At 48.8% G+C, this 24,185-nt stretch carries 24 protein-coding genes; 16 read left to right on the top strand and 8 right to left on the bottom strand.

Going from position 1 to position 24,185, the window contains the following annotated elements:
• Positions 1–57 precede the first annotated feature (57 nt).
• Complete coding sequence (locus tag EBO34_RS09175; RefSeq protein ID WP_183163783.1) at positions 58–906, top strand: YitT family protein; 849 nt, start codon at positions 58–60, stop codon at positions 904–906.
• Positions 907–977: 71 nt separating this feature from the next.
• The gene (locus EBO34_RS09170; RefSeq protein WP_122897589.1) at positions 978–1,550 is read left to right on the top strand and encodes a BsuPI-related putative proteinase inhibitor; all 573 of its coding nucleotides are present in this window, start codon (positions 978–980) and stop codon (positions 1,548–1,550) included.
• A 218-nt stretch (positions 1,551–1,768) separates the two neighbouring features.
• Here EBO34_RS09170 and EBO34_RS09165 read toward each other — a convergent pair whose 3' ends face one another.
• Together EBO34_RS09165 and EBO34_RS09160 are read right to left on the bottom strand one after the other, a co-directional pair.
• Positions 1,769–4,405, bottom strand: a complete 2,637-nt coding sequence (locus EBO34_RS09165; RefSeq protein ID WP_122897588.1) for a DEAD/DEAH box helicase — start codon at positions 4,403–4,405, stop codon at positions 1,769–1,771.
• Positions 4,389–5,282: a hypothetical protein gene (locus EBO34_RS09160; RefSeq protein ID WP_122897587.1), complete on the bottom strand. Its 894-nt coding sequence runs from the start codon at positions 5,280–5,282 to the stop codon at positions 4,389–4,391. The genes EBO34_RS09165 and EBO34_RS09160 overlap by 17 nt, the downstream gene beginning before the upstream one ends.
• Positions 5,283–5,434: 152 nt before the next feature.
• Here EBO34_RS09160 and EBO34_RS09155 point away from each other — a divergent pair, with 152 nt between their 5' ends.
• The 8 genes from EBO34_RS09155 (at position 5,435) to EBO34_RS09120 (ending at position 13,217) form a co-directional block, all read left to right on the top strand.
• Complete coding sequence (locus tag EBO34_RS09155; protein WP_122897586.1) at positions 5,435–6,034, top strand: hypothetical protein; 600 nt, start codon at positions 5,435–5,437, stop codon at positions 6,032–6,034.
• Positions 6,035–6,595: 561 nt separating this feature from the next.
• Positions 6,596–6,862 (top strand): GyrI-like domain-containing protein, encoded by a 267-nt coding sequence (locus EBO34_RS09150; protein ID WP_183163782.1) that lies wholly within the window; start codon positions 6,596–6,598, stop codon positions 6,860–6,862.
• Positions 6,863–6,942: 80 nt separating this feature from the next.
• Positions 6,943–7,488, top strand: a complete 546-nt coding sequence (locus tag EBO34_RS09145; RefSeq protein ID WP_122897584.1) for a hypothetical protein — start codon at positions 6,943–6,945, stop codon at positions 7,486–7,488.
• Positions 7,489–7,601: 113 nt separating this feature from the next.
• A complete protein-coding gene (locus EBO34_RS09140; protein WP_249414033.1) occupies positions 7,602–9,080 on the top strand; it encodes a phospholipase D family protein in 1,479 nt (492 codons plus the stop codon).
• Positions 9,081–9,216: 136 nt separating this feature from the next.
• Positions 9,217–9,399 (top strand): hypothetical protein, encoded by a 183-nt coding sequence (locus tag EBO34_RS09135; protein WP_122897583.1) that lies wholly within the window; start codon positions 9,217–9,219, stop codon positions 9,397–9,399.
• A 453-nt stretch (positions 9,400–9,852) separates the two neighbouring features.
• The gene (locus EBO34_RS09130; RefSeq protein WP_122897582.1) at positions 9,853–10,761 is read left to right on the top strand and encodes a DoxX-like family protein; all 909 of its coding nucleotides are present in this window, start codon (positions 9,853–9,855) and stop codon (positions 10,759–10,761) included.
• Positions 10,758–11,384 carry a DUF4166 domain-containing protein gene (locus EBO34_RS09125; RefSeq protein WP_122897581.1) on the top strand — a complete coding sequence of 209 codons (627 nt, stop codon included), beginning with the start codon at positions 10,758–10,760 and terminating at the stop codon, positions 11,382–11,384. Before EBO34_RS09130 ends, EBO34_RS09125 begins: the two co-directional genes overlap by 4 nt.
• 162 nt (positions 11,385–11,546) lie before the next feature.
• Positions 11,547–13,217, top strand: a complete 1,671-nt coding sequence (locus EBO34_RS09120; RefSeq protein ID WP_183163781.1) for a YndJ family protein — start codon at positions 11,547–11,549, stop codon at positions 13,215–13,217.
• A 41-nt stretch (positions 13,218–13,258) separates the two neighbouring features.
• Here EBO34_RS09120 and EBO34_RS09115 read toward each other — a convergent pair whose 3' ends face one another.
• Positions 13,259–16,366 (bottom strand): efflux RND transporter permease subunit, encoded by a 3,108-nt coding sequence (locus EBO34_RS09115; protein ID WP_122897579.1) that lies wholly within the window; start codon positions 16,364–16,366, stop codon positions 13,259–13,261.
• Between the two features lie 263 nt (positions 16,367–16,629).
• Between EBO34_RS09115 and EBO34_RS09110 the strand changes: the two genes are divergently transcribed.
• Complete coding sequence (locus EBO34_RS09110) at positions 16,630–16,899, top strand: NifU N-terminal domain-containing protein (protein ID WP_122897578.1); 270 nt, start codon at positions 16,630–16,632, stop codon at positions 16,897–16,899.
• Positions 16,900–17,268: 369 nt separating this feature from the next.
• Here EBO34_RS09110 and EBO34_RS09105 read toward each other — a convergent pair whose 3' ends face one another.
• Positions 17,269–17,841: a DUF2179 domain-containing protein gene (locus EBO34_RS09105; RefSeq protein WP_026690298.1), complete on the bottom strand. Its 573-nt coding sequence runs from the start codon at positions 17,839–17,841 to the stop codon at positions 17,269–17,271.
• Between the two features lie 217 nt (positions 17,842–18,058).
• Between EBO34_RS09105 and EBO34_RS09100 the strand changes: the two genes are divergently transcribed.
• The 4 genes from EBO34_RS09100 to EBO34_RS09085 all read left to right on the top strand — a co-directional run bounded on the left by EBO34_RS09100 (position 18,059) and on the right by EBO34_RS09085 (position 21,396).
• Complete coding sequence (locus tag EBO34_RS09100; RefSeq protein WP_122898648.1) at positions 18,059–18,808, top strand: AzlC family ABC transporter permease; 750 nt, start codon at positions 18,059–18,061, stop codon at positions 18,806–18,808.
• Entirely contained in the window at positions 18,799–19,104 is a 306-nt protein-coding gene (locus tag EBO34_RS09095) for an AzlD domain-containing protein (protein WP_122897577.1), read from the top strand. The genes EBO34_RS09100 and EBO34_RS09095 overlap by 10 nt, the downstream gene beginning before the upstream one ends.
• Positions 19,105–19,254: 150 nt before the next feature.
• Positions 19,255–20,028: an SDR family oxidoreductase gene (locus tag EBO34_RS09090; RefSeq protein WP_122897576.1), complete on the top strand. Its 774-nt coding sequence runs from the start codon at positions 19,255–19,257 to the stop codon at positions 20,026–20,028.
• A 126-nt stretch (positions 20,029–20,154) separates the two neighbouring features.
• A complete protein-coding gene (locus EBO34_RS09085; protein ID WP_122897575.1) occupies positions 20,155–21,396 on the top strand; it encodes a M14 family metallopeptidase in 1,242 nt (413 codons plus the stop codon).
• Positions 21,397–21,462: 66 nt separating this feature from the next.
• Here EBO34_RS09085 and EBO34_RS09080 read toward each other — a convergent pair whose 3' ends face one another.
• The 4 genes from EBO34_RS09080 to EBO34_RS09070 all read right to left on the bottom strand — a co-directional run bounded on the left by EBO34_RS09080 (position 21,463) and on the right by EBO34_RS09070 (position 23,097).
• Positions 21,463–21,915: a GNAT family N-acetyltransferase gene (locus EBO34_RS09080; protein WP_122897574.1), complete on the bottom strand. Its 453-nt coding sequence runs from the start codon at positions 21,913–21,915 to the stop codon at positions 21,463–21,465.
• A gap of 318 nt (positions 21,916–22,233) precedes the next feature.
• Positions 22,234–22,470 carry a DUF3813 domain-containing protein gene (locus EBO34_RS09075; protein WP_122897573.1) on the bottom strand — a complete coding sequence of 79 codons (237 nt, stop codon included), beginning with the start codon at positions 22,468–22,470 and terminating at the stop codon, positions 22,234–22,236.
• A 3-nt stretch (positions 22,471–22,473) separates the two neighbouring features.
• On the bottom strand, positions 22,474–22,596 hold the full coding sequence (locus EBO34_RS21080; RefSeq protein WP_272873337.1) for a hypothetical protein: 123 nt from the start codon (positions 22,594–22,596) through the stop codon (positions 22,474–22,476).
• A 120-nt stretch (positions 22,597–22,716) separates the two neighbouring features.
• On the bottom strand, positions 22,717–23,097 hold the full coding sequence (locus EBO34_RS09070) for a YuzC family spore coat inner layer protein (protein WP_142996782.1): 381 nt from the start codon (positions 23,095–23,097) through the stop codon (positions 22,717–22,719).
• A 182-nt stretch (positions 23,098–23,279) separates the two neighbouring features.
• On the opposite strand from EBO34_RS09070, the gene EBO34_RS09065 reads away from it, so the two are divergent.
• Positions 23,280–24,140: an STAS domain-containing protein gene (locus EBO34_RS09065; protein ID WP_122897571.1), complete on the top strand. Its 861-nt coding sequence runs from the start codon at positions 23,280–23,282 to the stop codon at positions 24,138–24,140.
• The last annotated feature ends 45 nt before the right edge of the window (positions 24,141–24,185 follow it).

The raw sequence follows: 24,185 nt of genomic DNA, 5'->3' as shown, positions 1-24,185 counted from the left end.
ATAATGACGAAATCATACATAACGATGCTGTTTTACATTGTGAGAGGAGCTCCAGTTATGCTTGCACATATCAATCCACTCGAGGAAGTAAAAAAGCTGATCATTACAGTTGCGGCAGCTGCCGTACTGGCAGTGGCCCTTAACTTCTTCCTAATTCCTGCAAATGTTTTTGCGAGCGGGTTTACCGGTCTCGCACAAATTATTTCAGAGCTGATTCCCCTGGCCTTTTTATCCCCCGGAATTATGCTTTTGCTGTTAAACATCCCGGTGGCTGTATTAGGCTGGAAAATGGTTGGTAAGAGTTTTACCCTGTACAGCTTTATTAACGTTGCTGCAACGACGTTTTTCCTTGAAGTAATCCCGGTTACGACAATCTCTGATGACATTATTCTAAACTCCGTATTCGGCGGTGTGCTGGGAGGTATCGGGGGAGGAATCGTGCTGAAGTACGGTGCTTCATCAGGAGGTGTCGATATTCTTGCATTAATTATGGCAAAGAGAAGTGATCGTTCACTTGGCGTTTATTTTTTCATGATGAATTCGGTCATTGTCATCACTTCAGGACTCATGTTCGGAATGGAAAAAGCCTTATACACGCTTCTCACGTTATATGTTACTTCCAGAATCATTGATACCATTCATACCCGTCATGTGAAGCTCACAGCCATGATTGTTACAAAAAGGCCGGACGAGCTTCAAAAGGTCTTTCATGACCGGATTGTCCGCGGCGTGACAAGGATTCCGGCAAAAGGCGGCTATACGAAAGAGGACAAAGAAATTCTGATGATCGTCATTACAAGGTATGAACTTTACCAGCTGAGGCAGATTATTGATGAGGTCGATCCGACTGCTTTTACAAATATCGTCCAGACGACTGGTATCTTTGGACTCTTCCGCAAAGATTAACGAAAGTGTAACCTTTTGACAAAGGCAGCGACTAATGATGTAGTCAAGTCAACATAAGGGAGGCTTTCTAAATGAAGATTACTAAAAAATGGATTCAATCAATCACTTTCTCAGTTTTAGCTTTCGGCCTTGTGGCCTGTGGAACAGCCGACGATACAACAGGAGATACTCCTGATGAAAATACAGACCAAGAGGAACAGCCAGAAGAAACGCCCGATGATTCTTCAGAAGAATCATCAGATGATACAGAAGGGACAGATTCTGTGACTGAACATGATTTAACATTTACACTTGATGTGGAAGACTCAGACGGACAGCTTCACTTTACAATGACAATCGAAAATGACACAGATGCAGAGAAACAGATTGACTTTGCTTCTGGCCAGAAGTTTGACATCAAAGTTAAAGATGAGAGCGGAACTGTGGTGTATCACTTTGCTGAAGGGATGATGTTTACCCAGGCTCTTGTTTCAGAAACCATTGCCCCTGGAGAGTCCCTTGTGCTTGAAGAGACGTGGGACGCAGGGGAGGATTTGAGCGGGAAGACATTTGATGTAGAAGCAATGCTCAACATTTATTCTGTCGATAATGAACAGATTGATAAAAGCGTGTTTGATGTGAAAAAGCAGATTACAGTGGATTAATGTGCTGTTACGAGCCTCCCCTACCGCATATTGCGGACGGGGGGATTTTTAGTTTTGAGGAACGAAAATAGCTATCTTGTTTAATTGAGATCCTAACTTGAGTAAAGGGAAGGCTAACTGGCTTAATAAGGCAGTTAACTTGTTTAAAGCCAATCCTAACTCGATTAAACACCACAAAGACCTTCACCCGGACAAAACAAAACCGGGGGAGGGTTCTATTAATACCGTCCGTAAAACAGTGACTTCACTTCACTCGTGTCCATTTCCCAGACAGGGGTGTGGCGCTCTCCGCCGAACAAGGAGGTATACATTTCCTTTTTCTGATGAAGAGCCGCTTCAATGGATTCTTCAATGGTTCCCCGGGTCGTGAAGGAGTGGATCGTCACCGGTTTCGTCTGGCCGATCCTGTGAACACGGTCAGAAGCCTGGTCATCCACGGCCGGGTTCCACCAGCGGTCATAGTGAATCACTTCAGTTGCACCGGTCATGTTCAGACCGGTACCCCCGGCCCGGATGGAGACGAGAAGAACGGGAGCCGTTTCTCCACGGTTAAACCGCTCCACCAGATCAAAGCGGTCCCTCATTTTCATAGACCCGTTCAAAAACTCTGCTTCCATTCCGAACGTGTGGCGGAGGCCTTCCTCAATCAAATAGCCCATTTTTTTATACTGTGTAAAAAGTACGGTTCGCTTATTCTCACTGAGAAGTGTCTCCATCGTTTTCATCACGGTTTCCCATTTTCCGGAACGGCCTGAAAGGGAGCGGCGTTCATCGAGAAAGTGAGCCGGGTGGTTACAGATCTGCTTCAGACGTGTGATGCCTTTAAAGAATACCCCTTTTCGTTCGTGGGGAGTGAGAAACTCCATTGCCTCAAGGGTTTCTTCCACCACCGCCTGATAAAGGAGGTGCTGCTCGCGAGTCAGGTCACAGTGGAGGGTCCGGTTTGTTTTGGATGGCAGTTTCCAGTCGGTGCGTTGCTGTTCTTTTGTGCGCCTTAAAACAAAGGGAGCAATCACGTTTTTTAACCTGGCGGAAGGGTCGGCGGAGAAACGGATGAGAAAATCGGGAAGGGACCCGAGATAGCCTTCTGCGAACCAGTCAAACAGAGACCAGAGCTCAGCGAGGCGATTCTCCACAGGCGTTCCGGTTATGGCAATCCGGTGATGGGCGGAGAGGCTTTTCGCTTCCTTCCAGATCTTTGTGTGATTGTTTTTTATCATCTGGGCTTCATCAAACAGAACCGATGCCCATGTGGTTTTCTGAAACACGTCGCTGTCACGTAGGAGAAGAGCGTAGGTTGTGAGCACAACGTCTCCTGATTCAAGGTCCATGGACTGCCGGGTTGCTTTTGCACCGTAATAGACCGTCTGCTTTAGGTGGGGGGCGAACCGGTTCAATTCTTTAACCCAGTTTTCCAGCAGGGAGGTAGGGCAGACGATGAGCACGGGTCGGTCACGTTCAATGTGATCGGCGTAGGCAATGGCCTGTACGGTTTTGCCGAGGCCCATATCGTCAGCCAGACAGCAGCCAAGGCCGAGCTTTCTCATTGCAAGGAGCCAGCGGGATCCTTCCTGCTGGTATGGTTTTAATGTATGTTTCCAGTATGTGTCCAATACCGGGGCCACTGCTTTTGTGACGTCATCGAACCATGTATCTGATAACGTCCAGTTAATTTGGACTGGTTCATCAAGAGGGGGGGCACCTGCTCCGGCATCAGGCATGTATGCGATCTGCTGAATGGCCTGAAAAAGCGTGACCGTATTTTCTTTACGAATGCGGTCAATCTGCCGGAGGTATTCCGATGCTTTTTGCAGATCCCAGTGCATCCAGCGATTGTCAAAGTAAATAAAATGGCGCTGTTCGTCCACCCACTCCCGGAGCTTGTCTTCCGGGAGGGCTTTGTCGTGATGGGAAAACAGCCACGACACAGTTGCCCCGCTCCCGGAAAGAGAAGGTGATACTTCACCTGTGACAGAGAGCTGTACAGGGCGGTCCCAGCTTTGGGGGACAAGAACGTTGATACCTGCCTGTTCGCAAACGTCCTGGTAGGAATGTAAAAAGCTGTATACCTCTTCATCCTTTAGCTTGATTTTCGGGTCCGTGAGACTGAGGCCGTGAAGGGCCGGAACGGAGGATGAAAGGGTTGTGAGTGCAGGTTTTACGGCCGGAACAGGGTTTTGAACGAAAGAGTGATGCCCCGATGTCACATCCTTCAGGCTTGCTGTTTTCTTTGTTGCGGTTTCAGTGACGATCAGTTCCGCGCTCCACTCGTCTGAAAAAAGATCCGGTTCGTTAATGGCCAAGGACAGCTGAAAAGGGGCCGCTTTTGTATGGCCCAGCTGGTCGAGACAGTATTCGTACAGGTTTAATGGCAGTTCATACATTTTATCAGGTGATTCGAGAGCCCGGATCCATTTTCGGATCCGGTCATCGTGATCATGGGCGAGACGGTCTAAAGCGGAAGATGAAGACGGTTTAGCGAGCCCGTCGATAATCCATTTGTACGAAGGAGACGTGTCTTTGCGTACAGAAAAAAGCGGCAGGTCCAGTTTTTCTTCTTTTGTCCATCGTCCGTACCGGGTTGGGTAGGACGTTGCTTCAAGCCACGGGGTTAATTCCGTGAAAAGTCCGTCGGGTATTTCGGGAATGACGGTTCCTGTCACTGATCCGCCTGTTTCATCAAACACTTCCTTAACAGGAAAGGCGGTACCGTAAAAGGACGGATCATGGTTTCGGAACAGCTGCTGCTTAAAAAGGAGCTGACCTTCACGTGATGAGGAGTTTTGATCCGCCCACACAAACCAGGCCGGCTGAGTATCATTTTGTAAAAGTCCAATGTTAACGTTCCTGTTCAAAACGGTCTAGCTCCTTTCGAAAAGCTGTGTAGCCTGAATAACGTGTGCGCAGAATGACAAGCCATTCATCAAAGCGTCCCGCACGGCCGCTTTTTTCGTAAAGGTCCTGAAGAATGGCTACATAACGAACGGCTTCCTTGTAGTGGGAGCCGGTCCGTTTTTCGATGAGCCTCTCGATCCATTGGTGCAGAAAAGCAACGACTGCCGGTGAAGGGAGGCTTTTTTTAATGAACGTAAGCTGCTCCGGTATGCAGGCGAGGGGATCGCTATCGTCTGCAAGGAGGTGCGTAAGGCCGATGTCCCACTCTTCATGAAAAGCCAGGAGGGCAAAGTAAACTCTTTTAACACCAGGGTGAAGGCGGTGTGGCCTGAGTTCACCGAGGGCATGTTTTTTCAGGTGTGCCTGATCCTCGGAATTCTGGATGGAGTGGTAAAATTGCTTGTATTTTTCGGCGTGGGGTCTTGTTTTCCACGCCGTGAGCCAGTCTGTCAGGTCTTCTGTTTTCGGGTTACGTTCTTCCCGGGCGGGAGTGGGGAGAAGGCGGTGTATGCGCGAAAGAAGCTCCCTTTTCAGCGCCTCTTCCCCGCCGGAAAGGGCTTCGTTGTACTGCGGATCCCTCAGTCCTTTTTCCAGAAAGCGGGTAAGGGCGGGCTTTCTTAAGGTGAGGTAGCGTTTGTTGACGAGGTCCTGGATGGCGAGGGTGGCGATGGTGAGGAAAAAGAGTGCGTAGGGGGCGTCGTATGGCTTTTGGTTGTGAATCGTTTTATGGTCCGGTTCGTTGTTTTTGATCAGGGTATGGCTGATTTTCCGGGCGAGGGGTATGGCGTTGTCCATATAAATGTTGTGATTGAGTAATCGTTCGGTCAAGCTTGCCAATGGTTTTGTCCCCTTTTTATGGTTATGCACCTATTTTACCTATTTTGGGCGGGTTGGACAAACAAAAATAATTGGATTTGGACGCTGAATTTCATTCTTTTTTCGGGGGAGGAACATAGGATAACAATAAGAAAATTGAAAGGAGCGTGGTCATGGAAGATTTTCGGTTTAAGGCCGAGTTTCAGGATCTTTTCGTTCGAATCTCCAAACCGATGCTCAAAACCTTCATTCATAAATTGCTTCAAGCTGACTTCCGCCTTACGTGGCGTTACGAAGAAGAGACAGTAGAACTTCTAATAAAAAATGACCAAGGACAAGCGATGATTCCCATCAGGAAACAGGAAAACGAGGGCACTGCAATTGTTATGGAAGAGCTGCAGGTGGATATCGAGGAAGTGGCGATTCTCCTGGAGGAATTGATTACAGAGGGTAAGGGCAGGGGAATCGTGAAGACGGAAACCGATGGCTGGATTTATGTGAGTTGCTTTGATAATGGGAAAATTGTTTCTGTAATGAAAATTGGCGGAGGTGAGAAAGAGATGAGCTCATACAGAACGATTCGTAAACGGCAGGGCCATAAGCGTGAGGTGGATCCCGAGGTCATGGATTATGTCCTTGGTGCTGAAATTGATTACTCGCTAATGGAACTTCACGATGCGATGAAAGAGGGCGACGCGGAGAAGTGCATGGAGATTAAACAGAAACTAAAAAGCCTTGCGGATCAACGCAAAGAACTCCACGAACTCGACTAGCGATCCTTATCCGCTATGCGCGGATTTCTTTTTGCCCTGTGAGATAATGAATAGGTGAACATAGATGATAAAGAGATAAAGAGGGATTGGGCCCTGTGTAATGCATGGGTCTGCCAGTTGAAAAAATAGAGGACAAGCCTGCTCTGTAATGGAGCGTTTTTTTCTGTGCGGAGTGAGAGGTTTTTTGGTGGAAGGGTGCTAACTTGTTTAAAGCCGGCGCTAACCTGTTTAAATGCATACTTAACCTGTTTAAAAGACGTCCGCCTCCGGGACACTCCGGTCAAAAACGTGAAGGATGGAGATGAGTCTTTGTCGAATGGCAAAGTGAGAGGAAATCTGGTGAGCTGCTGTGACGCAGCAATGTTTTTTAGCGGTGGAATAAGAGAGCGGAGTGGTTAAAAATGAACCTTGTTGAAAAAGGGGGATTGAAGATTATTGGTTTTCGTGTTTTCTGTCCCGGTGAGGAATTCAGTGCGAGGATACCGAAAGCGGTAACCGAACTCAGCAGACGAAGAAATGAAATTTCAAATGTCGTGGATATGAACACCCAGCTGGGTGTTTGTGGTCGATGTGACACAGATTGGAGAGGACGGATACTGGGTGGGGCTTGAAGTAGAGGAGTTTAACAGGATTCCTGAGGGGATGACGTCACTTTCGGTACCGCCGGGAAAATATGCGGTGAAAGAGTACGAGGGAAGTGCGTCACAGATCATGAAAGTTTATAATGAATTACATAATGAAATGAGCAGTGCCGGAGTAAGGCGGGATCTTCAGGCGTGGCATCTGGAAGAGTATCCGGGCTGGCTTGGGTATCGGGCGGGCGTTTGAAAGCAGTGCTGTATGACAAGGTGAAAGAGTAGTGTCTCTCAAGTAAATGGCAGGAATCGGATGATGGGGAAGGTGATCGTATGGATGAAAAGACGATGCAACGGTTTGAACCACTCGAAGGAAAAGATAAGGCGCTGCAGATGGAAGCCTTTTTGGAGCTGAAGTCGGAAGCGGACAAGAAAGTAGACTGGGCGTATGACATGTGGGATGAGCTTGTGTTGTGGCTTACCGACAAAGACAACCATAGGAGGTCCAGAGGCGCACAGCTTCTGGCTGGTCTTGCGGCTCACAGTGATCCGGAGGACAGGATTCTGGACGACTTTTCCGCTCTTTGGCAGGTAACAAAGGATGAAAAAACGGTGACGGCACGTCACTCCCTGCAAGCCATCTGGAAAGTGGCGCTGGGAGGGGATGAGCAGAGGAAGCTCCTCCTTTCTCATCTGGAAGACCGCTTTAAGGATGACATGCAGAAACACCATACCCTTGTCCGCTATGACATAATTGTGGGGCTGAGGGAGCTGTATATCCGTACAGGAGATGAAGGGATCAAGGATGCAGCCCTTTCCCTGATTGAGCTGGAAGAGGACAGCAAGTATAAAAAGAAATACCGTGCCGCATGGAAATAATAACGGGAGCCGTCTTTTAGGTGAAAAAGGCGGTTTTTCTTTATCAAAAATTTACATATACTTACGATAATATGTGGTAATATTTAGATAATTGGTAGAGAGGGTGGGGAAAGATGGCTCAAGTAGCGATGGGGAAAAAGGTAGCTTCCGGGTGGACAAAAAAAAGAGCAGCGGGCGTGGTATTTGCGGCGCTGGCTTTTTTTATGGTTACGGTAAGTGTTTACGGAGCAAATAAACCTCTGCCTGAAGGAATTTCATTTGAAGGAGACATTCACGACGGGGAGGTGTCTTTTTTAACTGACGTCACCTACCCCGGTTTTGACGGCGAGGCGGTCCATGAGCAGGTGATCTTCGATGAGGTCCATTCCATGATCGAAGAAGCGGAGGACTTTATCCTTGTTGACATGTTTTTATTTAATGACGAGTATGAGCGCGTGGCAGAGTATCCACGGGTATCAGGGGAGCTTGTTGAAGCATTGGTGGGAAAAAAAGAAGCGGAGCCTCACATGGAGATTGTTGTCATCACCGATCCGATCAACACCTTTTATGGCTCTTATTTTCCGGAAAGCCTGGCTGCACTTGAGGATGCAGGAATCCGCCTCGTGCTCACAGATCTTAGCGAGCTTCGAGATTCAAACCCTGTTTATTCAGGGGTGTGGCGTACGGGCATGCAGTGGTTTGGTAATAAAGAGGACGGCGGATGGCTGCCTAACCCGTTCAGCCCCGATTCTCCCGACGGAACGGTCCGTTCATATATGAAACTCCTGAACTTTAAGGCGAATCATCGTAAAGTTATTGTCACGGAACAGCAGGGACTCGTTACTTCCGCGAACCCCCATGATGCGAGCGGCTATCATTCAAATATTGCCTTCACCGTAACAGGCGGGATTCTTGAAGATTTGATCGAATCAGAAAAGGCCGTTGCCGTTATGAGCGGGGCGGAGGAAAACTGGTTCGATGGTTTTCAAGTGAGTGAGGATGCACGGCAGAGTGAAGGAGCTGAGACCCGTGTTCAGCTCGTGACAGAAGGGAAAATTCGTGAGGGCATCCTTGAGGAAATAGCGCTGGCCGGAGAAGGAGACACGGTGTATCTTGGCGCGTTTTATTTATCCGACCGGCTCGTTGTAGAAGCCCTGCTGGATGCGGCCGGACGGAGCGCCGACGTCAGGGTTATTCTTGATGCGAACAAAGACGCTTTCGGCCGGGAGAAAAACGGTGTCCCAAACAGACCGGTGGCCCACGAACTGATTATGGAGTCGGACTGGGGCGTTGAAGTAAAGTGGTACAACACCCAGGGAGAGCAGTTTCATACGAAATTGGTCATGATTGAGCGTGGGGACGAATCTGTTGTTATCGGAGGCTCATCAAACTTTACGAAACGAAACCTTGGTGACCTGAATCTTGAGACGAACCTGAAGGTGATGGGCGCGTCTGACTCGGAAGTAATGAAGGATGTGAGGGCGTATTTTGACCTTATGTGGATGAATGAGGAAGCTCAGTTTACGGTCGGCTATGAAGAGTTTGCGGATGATTCTCTCTTGAACCGCTGGCTGTACCGTTTTCAGGAATGGAGCGGGCTGAGTACGTTTTAGGCAGGGAAATTTGAGCGGGTATTCGGACGTTTGTGTTAAGGGTGAGGGTGTGAATGTTAAGGATGGGTCAATTTATGTTAAGAATCGGAGATCTCATTTCAAAAAATGGGAAACGATCTTTAAATGAGAGTTCACCATGAACGCCGAAAATCGAAGAGAAGAATATAAACGAAACCCGGGTGCCAACGTTTCAAACAATGTGAACAGGGCGATGGCCGGGGATCCGGGCGCCATGGTGCAGGGAGGCTGCCTCACGAAGGTTTTCACTGTAGTAATGGTTATCGTCGTGTTACTTCTGCTCTCATATTTTACGAGATAAGCGGGTGTCCTTAAAGGTCACAGTAGAGCGCAATGGCTCCGCACGCTGCTCTCCCGGCAGGAAAAACCATTCCTGCCGGTCTTTTCAAAGAGGGTAGCGGCTCCGCTCATTGAGGTTGACCGAAAAGGTAAAACCCGACCTTTTCAGTCAACCTTTTTTACATTTTTCTGTGATATAGTGAAACCAGCTATCAAAATATGGGTAATGCCTATTGCTGGTTTATTAATAAAGTTGAATGTAGCAAATGCACGACACTCCTGCAGGAGCAATGAGCGTTTACATCACCAATGAGCTTCGAGTTGCTTCGACGCAGAAAGCTGCGAAGCAAAACTGGAAGAGAAAGATGCGGGGGTACATTATATGCAAGGAAGCGCTCCTGCGGAATGAGAGTGCGATGAGCATAAATCAACCCTGGAATTAACAGAACCTTCCAAATAAGAAAAAGGTGAGAGAATGAAACCAAAACCTATTTACGTAGAAACAAATATACGTACAGATTTGGACAGTCTTTGGGAATATACGCAAAAGCCTGATCTTCACGAAAGGTGGGACCTGCGGTTTTCAAAGATTAAATATGTTGAAAAAGAACATGAAGATGCCCCGCAGCATTTTACATATGAAACGAGAATCGGGTTCGGGCTTGGCATCAAAGGGACAGGTGTGAGCCGGGGTGAACGGTTCGCTGATAGGGGAGAAAGGACGTCATCCCTCGGTTTTTTCAGTGACCAGCGGCTGTCACTTATTAAAGAGGGAAGCGGCTACTGGAAGTACCAGGACCGCGGTGACGGGGATATCACTTTTCTGACCCAGTACGATTATAAAACCCGCTGGGGTGCTGCAGGAAGATTAGCGGACCGTTTTGTTTTCAGGCCTCTTATCGGCTGGGCTACAAGTTTGAGCTTCGATACACTTCGTTTGTGGCTTGAAAAAGGAATAACCCCGGAGGATTCTCTGAAACGGTCTTTGATACATATCCTTGTTTGTTTAGCCCTGGCTTTCGTCTGGTTGTACCAGGGTCTTGTTCCTAAATTGTTATTTCCCTACACCGGTGAAGTGGCGATGGTTGTGGAAAGCGGGTTCTTTTCGGGTATGGAGGAAAGCGTCGTGCGGCTGATTGGTATCGTGCAGTGCATTCTGGGCATGCTTTTTTTACTTCCGATCAGGAAAAAGTGGTTGTTTGCTGGGTCCTCGGCGGCTGTTTTCTTCCTCGGGCTGGGGCCGTTGTTTGTCCAGCCGGACGCGTTTTTGATGCCGTTTAATCCGGCATCCTTAAATGTGGCTGTTATTATACTGGGTATTATCGGTGCCGTGAACGGCAAGCACCTCCCGCTGGCCCGCAGCTGCAGGAGAAAGCGAAAATGACGGGGATCTATAAACGGGCTCTTGGCGATGACTTTTACCGCCTTCACCCTGAGCTCGGGAAAAAGTTCGGTGTGCAGCAAAGGGGGCTTTACCGGGCTGTCGGAAAAGGCCACCTTGAAATCAGCGGCGGGAAAAGGTGGCAGTGGCCTTTTTGGAAGCTTGGGGCAAAAGATCATCTCTTTTTCCCGGAGAGAGGAGAGCGGGTTCCCTTTTCCATCGTAACCGAGGCGGGGTGTGATAAAGAGGGAGTCGATCGGGTGACCTGGAAACGGCGCTTTTATTTTGACGGGGTGACCCGGGCGTTTGATGCGGTGATGTATTTCGACCCGCCGTCAGGGATGATTATTGATGATCTTGGAAAGTCTGGGCGCGTAACGTCATCATTACGGCTGGAAGCTGAGGAGGATGGAAGTCTTACCATTAGGTCAGGCCGGACATGGTTGAATGTGGGCCGGTGGAAACTCCCGGTTCCAGCCATTTTTTCCCCTCAGGTTGTGGTGAAAGAGCGTTATGACGACGAACACCAGGCGTTTTATGTAAATGTCAAGGTAGGAAGCAGGCTGTTCGGTAATTTGATCACGTACGAAGGCTTTGCTTATACCGCGTATGAAGGAGACTACTGAAAAAGTACAAACCAACTTTTTCAGTGCCTTTTATTCCAGGATGCACTCGGTTGCGCGCCTGTTACGAGAAACCCATTCATAACAGGTTTTTAAAACATGCAGCCGTTTCGCACATTGCTCAGAAGGTACTGGAGTGCCTTCATGAATACAGGGGGGAAGCGGATGACCGTTAAGCAAAATATTTTATTCGGGATGATAACGGGAACGTTGTGGGCGATACTGACGGGACCGCCGGTCATTGATCTGGCCCTCGCGCTTGCTTTTTTTGTCCTCGTTCCGTGTCTGTTATGGCTCGCGGCCACAGACAGGCCCCGATCTCTCTATCGAAAGAGAGCACACATATTAGCAAGATCCTCCTACTGGTTTGCTCTTTTTCCCATGGTGGCTCTTTCAATCGAAAGCGGTCTTTGGGCGGCGCTCCTGGCCGGTGTGTGGGCGTTTTTTACACTTCTTGTGGCGGTGAATGGGGGACTGCATTTCATACGGCGGGGGACGGGTGCGCCGGAAGAAGCGATCATTGATGTGGGGCAGATGTTTTTATTTGCCGGTGGTGTATGGTTGGTCCTGGCGCGGGCCGGTGCAGCCGACTGGATGCCTTATTCCACAATGACGGTGGATCTGACAGCGATTCATTATCATTATTCTGCCTTTGTTCTTCCCCTCTTTGCAGGGCTGTTTGGACGGTGGTATTACAGTCACCAGGCGCGGCTGGGCGTTCCTCCTTCTATGAAGAGGTACGCGGTTCTCGCTGCAGGTCTGGTAGTGGGGTCTCCATTTGTGGCTCTGGGTATTGCTCAGGGGCCTCCGCTGGAATTTATTATGGTCATCTTTTATGTGGCGTTTATTTTCTGGCTTTGTGTGTGGGTACTTGTGAGCGCGCTCAAAGTTGGAGGGATTGCCGGCGTCTGTGCCGGGCTGGCATCATCTTCGCTCCTTTTCACGATGGGATATACGACACTTCACGGTGTTGGGCTTCATGTAGGAGTGAAGATTGTACCCCTGGGTGAAATGCTCCGCTGGCACGGGGCAGTGAACGCATTTGTATTTTCAGTCCTTGGCACGTTGGCCTGGCTTGTTGTCAGACCGAAGCCAAGATATGATGAAACAGCCTTCCCCGTCAGCCGGCTGCGTGCCGGAGGTTATGTGGGCCCGGATTTGGTTTCACAGAAGGGATGGGGGGACGAAGGTAAAAAAAGCATCGGACTTCTATCCGAATGGTCTCATTTTGACAGGGATGACTTTTCATCTGCAAAAGTATCGGAACAGGTGAAAGATTTTTATCTCAAAACGACCCAATACGAGCTCAAAGGGGATGTCCTTTGGCGGTGGACCTGGTTTTCAACACTTTCACGGATGTGTACAAGGAGAATGGGCCAGATCAACCTGCCACCCTCGGGTAGTGCAGATATGGACGGCTCGGTTGTCGGAATTGATGATCGTAAGGACGGGAGGGAGAGTGTCCGGGCATGGATCAGGTATAACCGTGACACCGGTGAGCCGATCTTTGCGGCTTTTTACTCCTCCCACAAAACCCGGGGGGTAACGTATATGAACATCGGTCTTCCTTTTCCCAAAGGGGTGATGACCGGTGTCCTGCGCCCCGACAACGACGAAGGTGAAGGCCTGTATCTCACGAGCAGAAAGAAAGTTGACCAGTCGGGAGACGAAGGGATTTACTTTACGTTAGGGCAGATAACGGTAAAGCTGCCCCTGAACGAAGTGTTTCACGTTGTAGAAAAAGAAGGACGGCTCGAGGCAGTGCACACGATGACGGTGTTCGGCTTACGTTTTTTAACCATTCGTTATGAGATTAGCCAAAGAATTGACAAATAACAAAACCGCTCCCGGTCTGACCGGGGGCGGTTTACGTTTGTTTAAGAAGCAGCGTTTTCTGCTTTCCTCGCGGATTTGCGTTTGAGTGCCGTATAGAATGCCGGCACGAGAATGACGGTAAAGACTGCTGAGAACAGTAGTCCCGAGATAATCGAAATCGCCAGTGGAACGAACAGGACGTCACCGCTGAACGCAACAGGCAGAAGAGCTGCGATGGCCGTGATCGCTGTAAGGAGGATTGGTCTCAGCCGGACGTTTCCTGCGTTTACAACGGCGTCTTCAAGGGCCATGCCTTCACGTCTGCGCTGTTCAATAAATTCAATGAGGACAATCGAATTTCGTACAACGATACCTGAGAGTGATACAATCCCCATCATTGCCATAAATCCGAGCCCTGTCTGTGTGATAAACAAGCCGATGATTGCACCTGTGATGGCTAAAAACACGGTGCTCATTACAAGAAGCGGCATAACGAGAGAGTAGAACTGTATCGCCATAACAATGTAGATGAGAAATACCACGACGATAAACAGCATAGCCAGTTCAACGAAGAAGTCAGAGCGTTCTTCCGTTTCTCCACCTATTGCGATGGAATAGTCGTTATCAAAGTCACTCGAAGATGTCAGGTCGGCTACATAAGACTCGATTTGTTCTTCAAGCCCCTGCTGGTCATCTTCACCCGGGAACACCCGGACGGTAATTGTCCGGTCGCCGTTTTCACGGGCAATGAGCGGTGTCTGTTCGGTACGGGTTTCTGTAACGAGTTCATCGAGACCGATAAACTCAGGCATACCGCCCTCACCGGAGACCTGGCTTGGAACGACAAAGTCTTCAAGAACAAGCTCTTCCGCGTCTCCGTTCACAACAAGCTGCATATCAAGGGTGTTCAGACCGTCATCAAACGTACCGATTGGAATACCGTCCGTCGCAAGTCCAATCTGTTCACTTATCTGGTTTAAGGTAATGCCGTTTTCTTCCATTAAATCGCGGTCGGGCTCATACAGGAGTGTCGGCCGGTCGTCACCGAGGTCATCAACAACGGTCCCGCTTTCCGGGATCAAGCGGATGTACTCCTGAAGGTCGTCACGTATGGCTTTCAGCTCATCCATTTCAGGTCCCTGAAGTTTAATCGCAATCGGCGCCCCAACCGGCGGGCCGGCTTCGATCGTGGAGAGTTCAATAACCGCGTCAGGATAGGCGTCTTCAAGGGTGGAGGTCCAACGGTCAATCGTAGCTTCTGAGCTTTGCTGCTCACGGTCGACACGGAGGAGAATCTGACCCGTTTCTTCACCGGTGTTGCTCATTCCTTCCCCGAATAAAGGAGGAAGTCCGGACCCGGTGTAAACAGCCGTTTCAATTACGTTTTCATCCTCTGCTGTAATGAATTCTTCCATATCAAACAATACATTTTCTGTTTCTTCAATCGGTGTTCCGGCCGGCATACGGACATCGATGGTCACTTCAGGACGGTCGGCACTTGGGAAAAACACTACCGGAATAAACGGAATCAGACCGTAACAGAGAATACAGAACACAAGGCCCGTGAGCCCTACTTTAACAGGGTGTTTAACAACCCTGCGCAGGAGGGTGTTGCTGTACCATCCTGCAAGGCGGTCTATCTGCTTTCCGAGAAGCCCGACTTTTACACCAGGCTGTTCTGTAGCCCCGGTTCCCTGCTTACGGACTTTTCTGCGTTGAAGCCAGATTAAGTAAATTGGCACAAGAGATAAAGCAATGATAGTAGATGCAATAATGGTCGTTATCAGAACACTTGGCAGGGCACGGATGAAATCTCCGTTTGCTCCAGTAATAAACACAAGTGGCAGGAAGGTAAACACAATCGCGAGTGTGGATGTAATGATTGACACCCGGACTTCCCTGCTTCCTTCGATGGCTCCTTCCAATGGAGAGAGACCTTCCTGGTATTTTCGCTGGATGTTATCGCCGACCACGATAGCGTCATCCACCAGAATACCAAGGGCAATGATGATCCCGATAATGGATATCTGGTTTAAGTCCACATTCATAAATGGCAGCGGCACAAGCCCGATCAGGATGGATACCGGGATGGCAAGTGCGACGATGACGGCTGATGATACATTCAGCCCGAGAAGGGTGACGATAATAACAGCAATGATAGCAAACAGGAATGACAAGGATAAATCGCCGAAAATTTCCTGTACGACTGTGTTCTGGGTGTAGAACAAGTCAAGGTTCACTTCGCCAGGCAAGTCGCCCGCGAGCATTTCCATCCGCTCATCCACTGTTTCGTGAAGACCGGGGATGTCGACTCCTGCATCTGGAATCACCGTAAATGATACAGCCGGAGTTCCTTCGTGCGTAATGAGATCTTCTTCATCCACACGTTCCACAGACACAGTGCCTACGTCTGATAAATAAACCGGCTCATCGTCAAAGTTAAGGCCGATACTTAACGATTCAAGTTCTTCAACATCTTCTATGACAGGAAGAGCGAGCTGTACGTTTTCATCATCTACACGCTCCACGCCAAGGGGAACGGTATTCAGTTCATCATCAATGGCGGAAATCACATCCGGGATTTGAAGGCCTTCATCAAAGAGAGCGTCAAAATCAATATCAATGACAACTTCTTCTGACGGAATGCCTTTTACGAGTGTTCCCTGCACCCCCGGGATCCCCTGGATTTCCTGTTCCCATTCATCGGTCAGTCCGTTCAGTTCGTATATGTTTTCCCGGTCATCACTGAGAAGGTGATAAGAGGAAAGGGCGCCGAGCTGGATTTCTTCACTCACGTCGGGATCCTGAACCTGATCCGGGAATGAGGCGCTTACATCAGAGACGGTCTGCTGAATTTTTGAGAAGACCTGATCACGGTCAGCCTGCTCAGAGACTTCAACAATGATATTTGAGAATCCTGATGTGGAAACAGATGAAATGTCAGCGATTCCATCGATGTTCAGAAGTTCCTCTTCCAGTGGATTCGTGATCCTCCGTTCCACTTCTTCAGGTGACGCCCCCGGATAAGGGGTTGAAATCATCCCTATGTCAAAGGTGACCTCAGGGATTTCCCGCTGAGGAAGCTGCGTAAAAGTAATGGCTCCGATAATCGTTACAAGGAGTAAAAAAAGCAGTGTGATTTTTGGTTTCTTAATAACGGAATTGAACATTTTTTGTCCACCTTTTTTGGGAAGTTGTATAATGTTTGTATAAATAATATATCAGACCATTCCTGATTTTAGTAACAATTACACTCGTGATTTGCCTGGGAGTGATGGGGGCAGCCAGCGGCGGATGGAGAGGCGATCAGGGTCAATGTTGTACTGTGGGTGCGGCGGTGCGCGTCTTTTTTTAAAATAAAGGGGTGTTCGCTTTTATCACGCTTTGGTGCGTGGTATGATTAGGATAAATTTATGTGAAGGAGATGATACATATGGCAGTAGAAGTACGTGCTGAGCCGACGCCGAATCCGAATGCGATGAAGCTGACGGCGAGTGAGGTCATTTTTGAAGGATCCGGAAGTGCATCGTTTAAAAAAGGGGACGAGCCGGACCACGCTTTGGCGAAAGAACTTCTTGATATCGACGGTGTGGACAACATCTTTGGTTTCCAGGATTTCGTTACAATCAACAAAGAGCCGGGTGCTGAGTGGGACGCGGTCCTTGCTGAAGCCCAAAAGGCGTTTGATAAGGTGTTTGGATAAGAAAAGAAGAGCCGCTTCCCGTTGGGGGAGCGGTTTTTTGATGGTGCCGCCGGTTGATGGTGTCGATTTTTGACTAATTCTCTTTAAATGGGCGTAAGTTCTGCATAAATGCTTCTGAAGTCTGCATAAATCCACCGGAAGTCTGCATAAATCACTGAAAGTTCTTCATAGATGGGGAAAAGTTCTCCATAAAAAAGCGGCACCCTTTGAAAAGAGGCGCTACTTCCCGTTGGGGGAGCGGTTTTTCGGACTGGAGATGCCATATGGCCGAAATATTCGTGTTAATGGTCGATAATACCGCATTAGTAATTGAATCCTCCCAAAAAAACAGCACCTCATCCAATTGTGAGGTGCTGCTCGGCCGGAAAGCTACGCTGACTGGCGTTCTTCTTCCTGGCGCTGTTTCTTTTTGAGGAATCGTTCCCGGCGTTTCTTCATCGCTTTTGTGATGTAGCCACCTTTGAAGCTTCGTGGCTCGTAGGAGGCGATGAACGCTTTTGGCTCAAACCATTCGACCACCTTGATGAATTCCTTTTCACGGTCACGGCGTGCGGTGCAATCCAAACGGTATCTCGTTGAATTCATTCCTTCCACTGGGCTCGTGGATACGCTGAAACCTACTTCTCTCAGCCTGTTGATTAACGCTTCGTTTCTCTCGGGGATGTTCGCTTCTATTGTTACATAGCCGATGGCCAGTTTTTCTTCGATCAGGGCGCCGATGTAAAGCCCGACTCCGAAGCCGAGGGCGTAGGCGGCCATATTGTAATAGTTGGACAGATCGCTGAAGACCAGTCCCAGTGCGCCGACGTAAATCGCGCCTTCCAATATTCCCATCGCGGCTGTACGTTTTTTCATGCCTTTTACCATCATAATGGTTCGAAGCGTAAGTACAGGAACGAATAACAACTGTGCAACAAAAATGATTAATGCTTGCCATACCATTTGAGATTCACCTCGCTTTTAAAATTGCGTCCAGCCCAGTGTACGCTCTGTAAACGCCCCCGTCTACCCTTATTTGAAAAATAGGCTGAAGGATTTATGTGGTAATGTGTGAATCTTTCGTTTTGCGAAAAAAATCCTTGTAATCGCTGCCTGCCAGGCGTAAAATAAACGAAAGATTTTGAGTCGGGGAGGAGCTTTCGTGAGCGTTACAGCTTCAATGAAAGAAAACAATACACTATTTTTTAAAAAAGGAGCGGCAGATGGAATCGCCATTGCTGTAGGCTATATGCCGGTGGCGATTACGTTCGGCCTCATCGCCGGAGCCACGGGGCTGTCAGTGGTGGAAGCGGTTCTGATGAGCATGATCGTGTTTGCCGGTGCAGCCCAGTATATGGCCCTCTCCATGATTGCTCTTGGAAGCGGGGCACTGGAGATTGTGCTTGCTACATTTATTGTAAACTTGAGGCACCTCTTAATGAGTGCGTCCATACATGAAAGAGCGGAGAAAGGTTCAAAAGGGGCCAGGGCTGTATACGCGTTTGGAATGACAGATGAAGTGTTTGCGGTGGCGTCTGCGAAACCCGCTCCCATCCGGTCTTTTTATATCATCGGTGTTGGAGCGGTGGCCTACGGAAGCTGGGTCGGCTTTACTGGTGTGGGCTTTTACATGGGCTCGTTTCTGCCGCTTATTTTACAGGAAAGTATGGCGATTGCTCTTTATGCGCTGTTTATTGCTCTTCTGGTTCCTTCCATTAAAAAGGACGGAAAAATGGTGATCATCCTCGCCGGGATGGGGGGGCTGTTCCACAGCTTATTTGCCCTGTTTCTATCCACCGGGTGGTCAATCATGTTTGCTACGATTCTGGCGGTCATGTTATATGAAGGAATGGAACGGCTCCTTGGTGTAAAAGGTGAGCTTAAAGAGAATGAGAATCGTGAAGAGGAGGAGAAAGCATCATGTCAATGACGGTAATCTGGATGATTATTGCCATGGGAGTTGTGACGTATATTCCCCGGCTTCTTCCTCTTGTGATGTTAAAAACGGATAACTGGCCCGCTTGGGCACGGAGGATGTTGACCCGTGTACCGTATGCGGTACTTGGGGCGTTGATTCTGCCGGGAATTCTTACGGTCCATGATAATATCTGGTTTGCGACGGTGAGCGGAGGAGCGGCGGTTCTTCTTGCTTATATCGGAATGCCGCTCATTGTTGTTGTCGGCGGCGCGATTGGAATGCTCGGGATAATGCAGCTTCTGTTCTGACAAATACGCAACTCTTCATACAGAGGAGCTGCGTGTTTTTTTACCCACGGCATTGCACTTATGAGTGGAGGTCTTTTTTGTTTTGCGGAGGATTTCTTTAGAGAAGCGAAGAACTCTTTATTGAGGTAAGAAAATTCAGGAGGATGGACTATGACACATACAGGAAAGCTGGCAATCGTAACAGGGGCCGGCAGAACACGGGGGCTGGGTGCCGGGATCTGCAGAAAGCTTGCGGAAAAGGGAGCGGATGTTCTTTTTACATACTGGGGTTCGTATGATGCGGAGATGCCTTACGGGGAAGACTTTGAAGGACCCGATCGTCTGGAGGCTGTGATTCGTGAGATGGGACGGCAGTGTGAGGGGATCGAAGTGGATCTTACTGACGTCGGGGCGTTTGAGGCGGTTTTCGCTGAGGCGAAGAAGCGTTTTGGCCGCGCGCCGGATATTCTTGTGAATAATGCGGCGGTTTCGATTAATGACACGATTGAAACGGTTCTGGCAGAGGCACTGGACCGGCATTATGAAGTGAATGTAAGGGCAGTGACGCTTCTTACCCAGCAGTTTGTCCGGCATTTTGATAAAAAAGAGGGCGGTCGGATTGTGAACATTACGACGGGCTGGTCCCAGGGGCCCATGCCTGATGAGCTTTCGTATGTACTTACCAAATCCACTTCGGAGACGCTGGTGTACACTCTTCAGTCAGTACTTGCGAAAAAGGGAATCACGATTAACGCCATCAATCCGGGCCCGACGGATACGGGCTGGATGAGCGATGATGTGAAAAAGGGGCTCGGACCGCTGTTTCCCCAGGGGCGGATCGGGTTGCCTGAGGATGCGGCCAATCTGGTGGCGTTTCTTACGAGTGATGATGCAAAGTGGGTGACAGGCCAGGTGATTCATTCGGAAGGCGGGTTTATGAATTAAGTGGTGACAAGTGACTGGTATTGGCTCACCGGCACCTCTCTGAGGGGATGAACCGTTAAAAACGGGAGTGAAGCCGTTAATCAAAAAGTGAAAGCCGTTAATAGCCGGTTCTAAGGGGAGGACGACATGCTTCTGATGATTGTTTTTTTGTTTCTGGCGGCAGGCTTTGGGGCGTTTCTGCTCATTTACCCGGGGATGATCGAAAGCTCGGTGCGCTATGAGCATCCGGATCGGGAAGAGTCCCGGTACTTTTTCCCCGAAACGTACGGGGAGGCAAAGACGCACTTCCTTGGGTTTGAAGAGGTGCTCAGGGATGAGTATGAGACGGTGGTGCATGATGCCTTTCCTGTAGGGGAGAATGAGGAGTTGACGATCGACGGGTTTACGGCAGAGGCCGCTGCACCTGAGCGGACGCTCATGATTACGACAGGTGTCCACGGGATTGAAGGTTATGTGGGGACGGCTATGCTGGATGTGTTTTTTTCCGAGGTGTATCCGGATTTGGATAAAGAAACGACGAACGTTGTGCTCATTCATGCGGTGAATCCGTGGGGAATGGCCGAGTTCAGACGGTTTAATGAGAACAATGTGGACCTGAACCGGAACTTTATCGGTGACTGGGAGGGACTGGACCGAGAGCTGAATGAGGCTTATTTGGAAGTGAACGGACTGTTACAGAAAGACCGGCCTTTAAGGCAGGCGGCGGTAGAGGATACGGGTTTTATGTTTGATGTCCTGCGTCATGCGGGGATAAGGGGATCTGACACGGTCAAGGATGCTCTGGTGACCGGGCAGTTTACCCATCCGGACGGGGTGTATTACGGTGGAGACGGGGATGAGGAGTCGACTGTTTATATGAAAAAACGGATGGAAGATGTTCTGACGTCCAGTGTGACCCAGCTGGTCTATTTGGACATACATACTGGATACGGTCCCCGGGATCAGATGAGTATTTTTAATACAGGCCAGGACGGGATGAGTGAAGCAGAAGCGATGGAGGCTTTTGACTATCCTCTGGTGTTTGCCGGTGATTCAGAATCGTTTTATGAGATTGTGGGCGGCATTACGGAGTATTTATACGTGCTGAAAGACAAGCTGGGGGCGGAGACGGATTTGTTTGCCACGACCTTTGAGTTTGGCACACTTGGTGATGGGTTGCTCGGTTCCATCAGGAGTATGAAGTATACGGTGGATGAAAATCAGCTTTACCAGAATGGTTCTGACAGCAGGCGTACGGAGGTGATTACCAGAGACCGGTATATGGAGATGTTTTATCCGTCGGAACTGGAGTGGCGGGAGAAGGCTGCGGACGACTTTGTTGAAGCGTCATATGGTGTGCTCGGACATTTCGGGTTTCTGGACCGGTAAAGTTGAAGAGAAGCCGCAGACGGTTTCCTGTGCGGCTTCTGTATCTGAGCTATATCACGGAGCGAGTTAAAGGGTCCGTCCGTATCGTTTTGAAATGATGTCGTAAAATCCAAGAGAGTTGTACAGTTTCTTCGTTGCGGCATTGTTGACGCCTGTTTCGAGTTCGATTCCCTGTAGTCCTTCCTGTTCGGCCCAGTAGAGGACTTTCAAAAGCAGGCGTTTGGCGACACCTTTTTGACGTTCGTCACGTTTGACGTAAAGATCGTTGAGCCAGATGTAGCGGCCGCCTTTTTCGAGGCTGATGCCGATGTTGAAAAAAGCGCAGCCGATGATGTCTCCCTGGTGCTCGGCCACGAAAAATTCGGCACCGGAGTGATCGGTAAGGGCGACATCGATTGTTTTAAGCAGGTCCTCTTCCGTTACGGGACCGCCGAGGGCATTCATTTGTTCCATCATCAGATTCATAAGTGCAACGCGGGTGTCGGTGTCTGCGTTTTTAGGTACTTGATATACGTTCATGAAGTAACGGCCTCCTATATTAATCCTCTCTTCATGATACATGGAAGCCGGGAAAAGGACTACCGTTTTTTATGAGGAGTTGTTAAAGATGGTGGCTGATTTTTTCGTTGGGTTCTTAAGATGGGGACTTTTCAGGGGCTGGTGGTTGTCGAAAATTGACTAATTCTCTTTAAAACGTCCGAAGTTCTTCATAAATGGTTCCGCAGTCTCCATAAATTGCCTTGAAGTCTGCATAAACGGACCGAAGTTCTCCATAAACGGGTAGATAGTCTTCATAAATAAAAAAACCGTCCTTCCTGAAAAAGAACGGTCATTTCATCAAATCAAATCTTCAGGAGAAAAAGCCTCGGCTGCATTGTACAACTCGTCCTGCATCTCCCCGAGCTGCTGGCGCTCCGCCTGGGACGAGTCGGCAAAAGCCTGGGAAAGGGCTTGCTTGGCCCGGTGAATTTCTGTGTAAGCCTGTTCAAGGGATTCTGGTGTGTGTGCTGCATTCATCGCCTGATGAGCATCCTGAATGGCCTGCTGAGCCTGCTGGAAATAGCGGTTTCCCATAGCTTACTGCTCCTTATTATGGCGTGCTTTGTACTGTTTATCGTTTTTTACAACTTGCTCATTTTTTGATGCAACCGCGTCAGCACTTTGCTCCGGGTTGCGTTTTGATTTGGAATGTTTGCTCATTGTGGAGACCTCCTAAATAAAGTGTCTCCAATAGGATGTACAATCCCGTTTGTTTTTATAAAACAAGGTGTTCGGGAGAGCTGAATACAGCAGGTATCGGACATGTTGCATCTGTTCTTATTAGTAATCCGTCCACACAAGGTTTATTGTAAGTGTACAGCAGCGGGCAATTCCTCCTGTACTATTCCTGAGTCTGAATGTCACGGAGGTGGGGGTGTAGGTCGTTTCCACATCCACCGGAACCCCTGTAGACTGGACAATCTGATCGACCTTCTTATCGTCACCTGCTTGAGCGGCGTTCATCAGGTTCAGCATTTTCGTCTCGGATGCGGCAAGGTCATCGACAACAGTCTGCCCGTGATTAAACAGCTCACGGCTCGCCCTGAGGGACTGCTCAAACAGAGTGGTCTCTACAGGGGGGAAAAGCCCTTCAGGCCGGTAAAGGGGATAGTACAAATATCTACCTTGGAAACAGACTGGGCAGTAGCTGTAAAAGTACACGGCTTTTTTTCCTCCAGACTTTTTTGGAATTCCTGGTTTAGTTTATGAATGAAAAAGGAATAAGGTGTAGAGGGCTTTTAAAAGAATGGTTTGTAAACCAGTGCAAACTGGAGAGAAAATATGATTAGAGGGTTTACGTTTTTTACATAGAGAATGTACATAACCCGGGGAAGGGGAAGATTATGGTTACGAGTTTTAATGTGCAATCATCGGAATTTCCTTCATTGAAATCCGCATCCTATCCAATTCTAAAAGCAATTGGAGATCATCTGAATGTGGATACTGCTTATGTGACAAACAAAGGGCCAACGGCTATTAAGGTACTGCGGTCATTTAATAAGGAAGAAGAGATTATTCCAGAAGGATATGAAGTAGAGTATGGTGGAACTTACTGCCGGCTTATCATTACAAGTGAGGAAAGCCAGCTGACTACACCAAACCTTATGAAGCATGAGATTACAAGCAAGCTTGAGGTCACCGGCCAGCTTAAGCTGAAAGGATTTCTCGGAGTGAGTCTCAAAAACAGTGAGGGTGAGATATTCGGGACCCTCTGTGTGATGAATAAAGAGGAGACTAATTTCACAGATGATGACGCCCGCTACCTGAACTCTATGGCTGAAGTGCTCACCTATTTAATTGAGCTTGATGATGTGAAAAATTCCATGAGTTATTTGACGGTGCCGATTGTTCCTCTTACAAAAGGAGTGTCTGTTCTCCCGCTTCAGGGAATACTGGACGACAGGAGATCGGCCCGGTTAATGGAGGCCGTACTGAACCATTGCGTGGAAAATAAGGTGGGCTTTTTCATTGTCGATGTGACAGGGCTGATTATCGTGGACAGCCATTTCCCGGTATCACTGGGGAAACTGCTGGACGCCCTGAGAGTGATGGGAGTAAAAACGCTGCTCACAGGTGTGTCGGGAGAAATGGCAAGAGAAGAAGTAACAAACAGCCGGTCGTTGTTTGGAAGTACAAAGACCTACTCTACTATGGAATCCGCCCTGCAGTCGATCGGGTTTCACCTTGTTCAAAACGAACAGTAACCATACAAGAAACCACCAGCCGTGTGCTGGTGGTTTTCCTATGCC

Source organism: Alteribacter keqinensis (genome assembly GCF_003710255.1).
GTDB lineage: Bacteria > Bacillota > Bacilli > Bacillales > Salisediminibacteriaceae > Alteribacter > Alteribacter keqinensis.
This window is presented reverse-complemented; position numbering and strand designations above follow the sequence as displayed.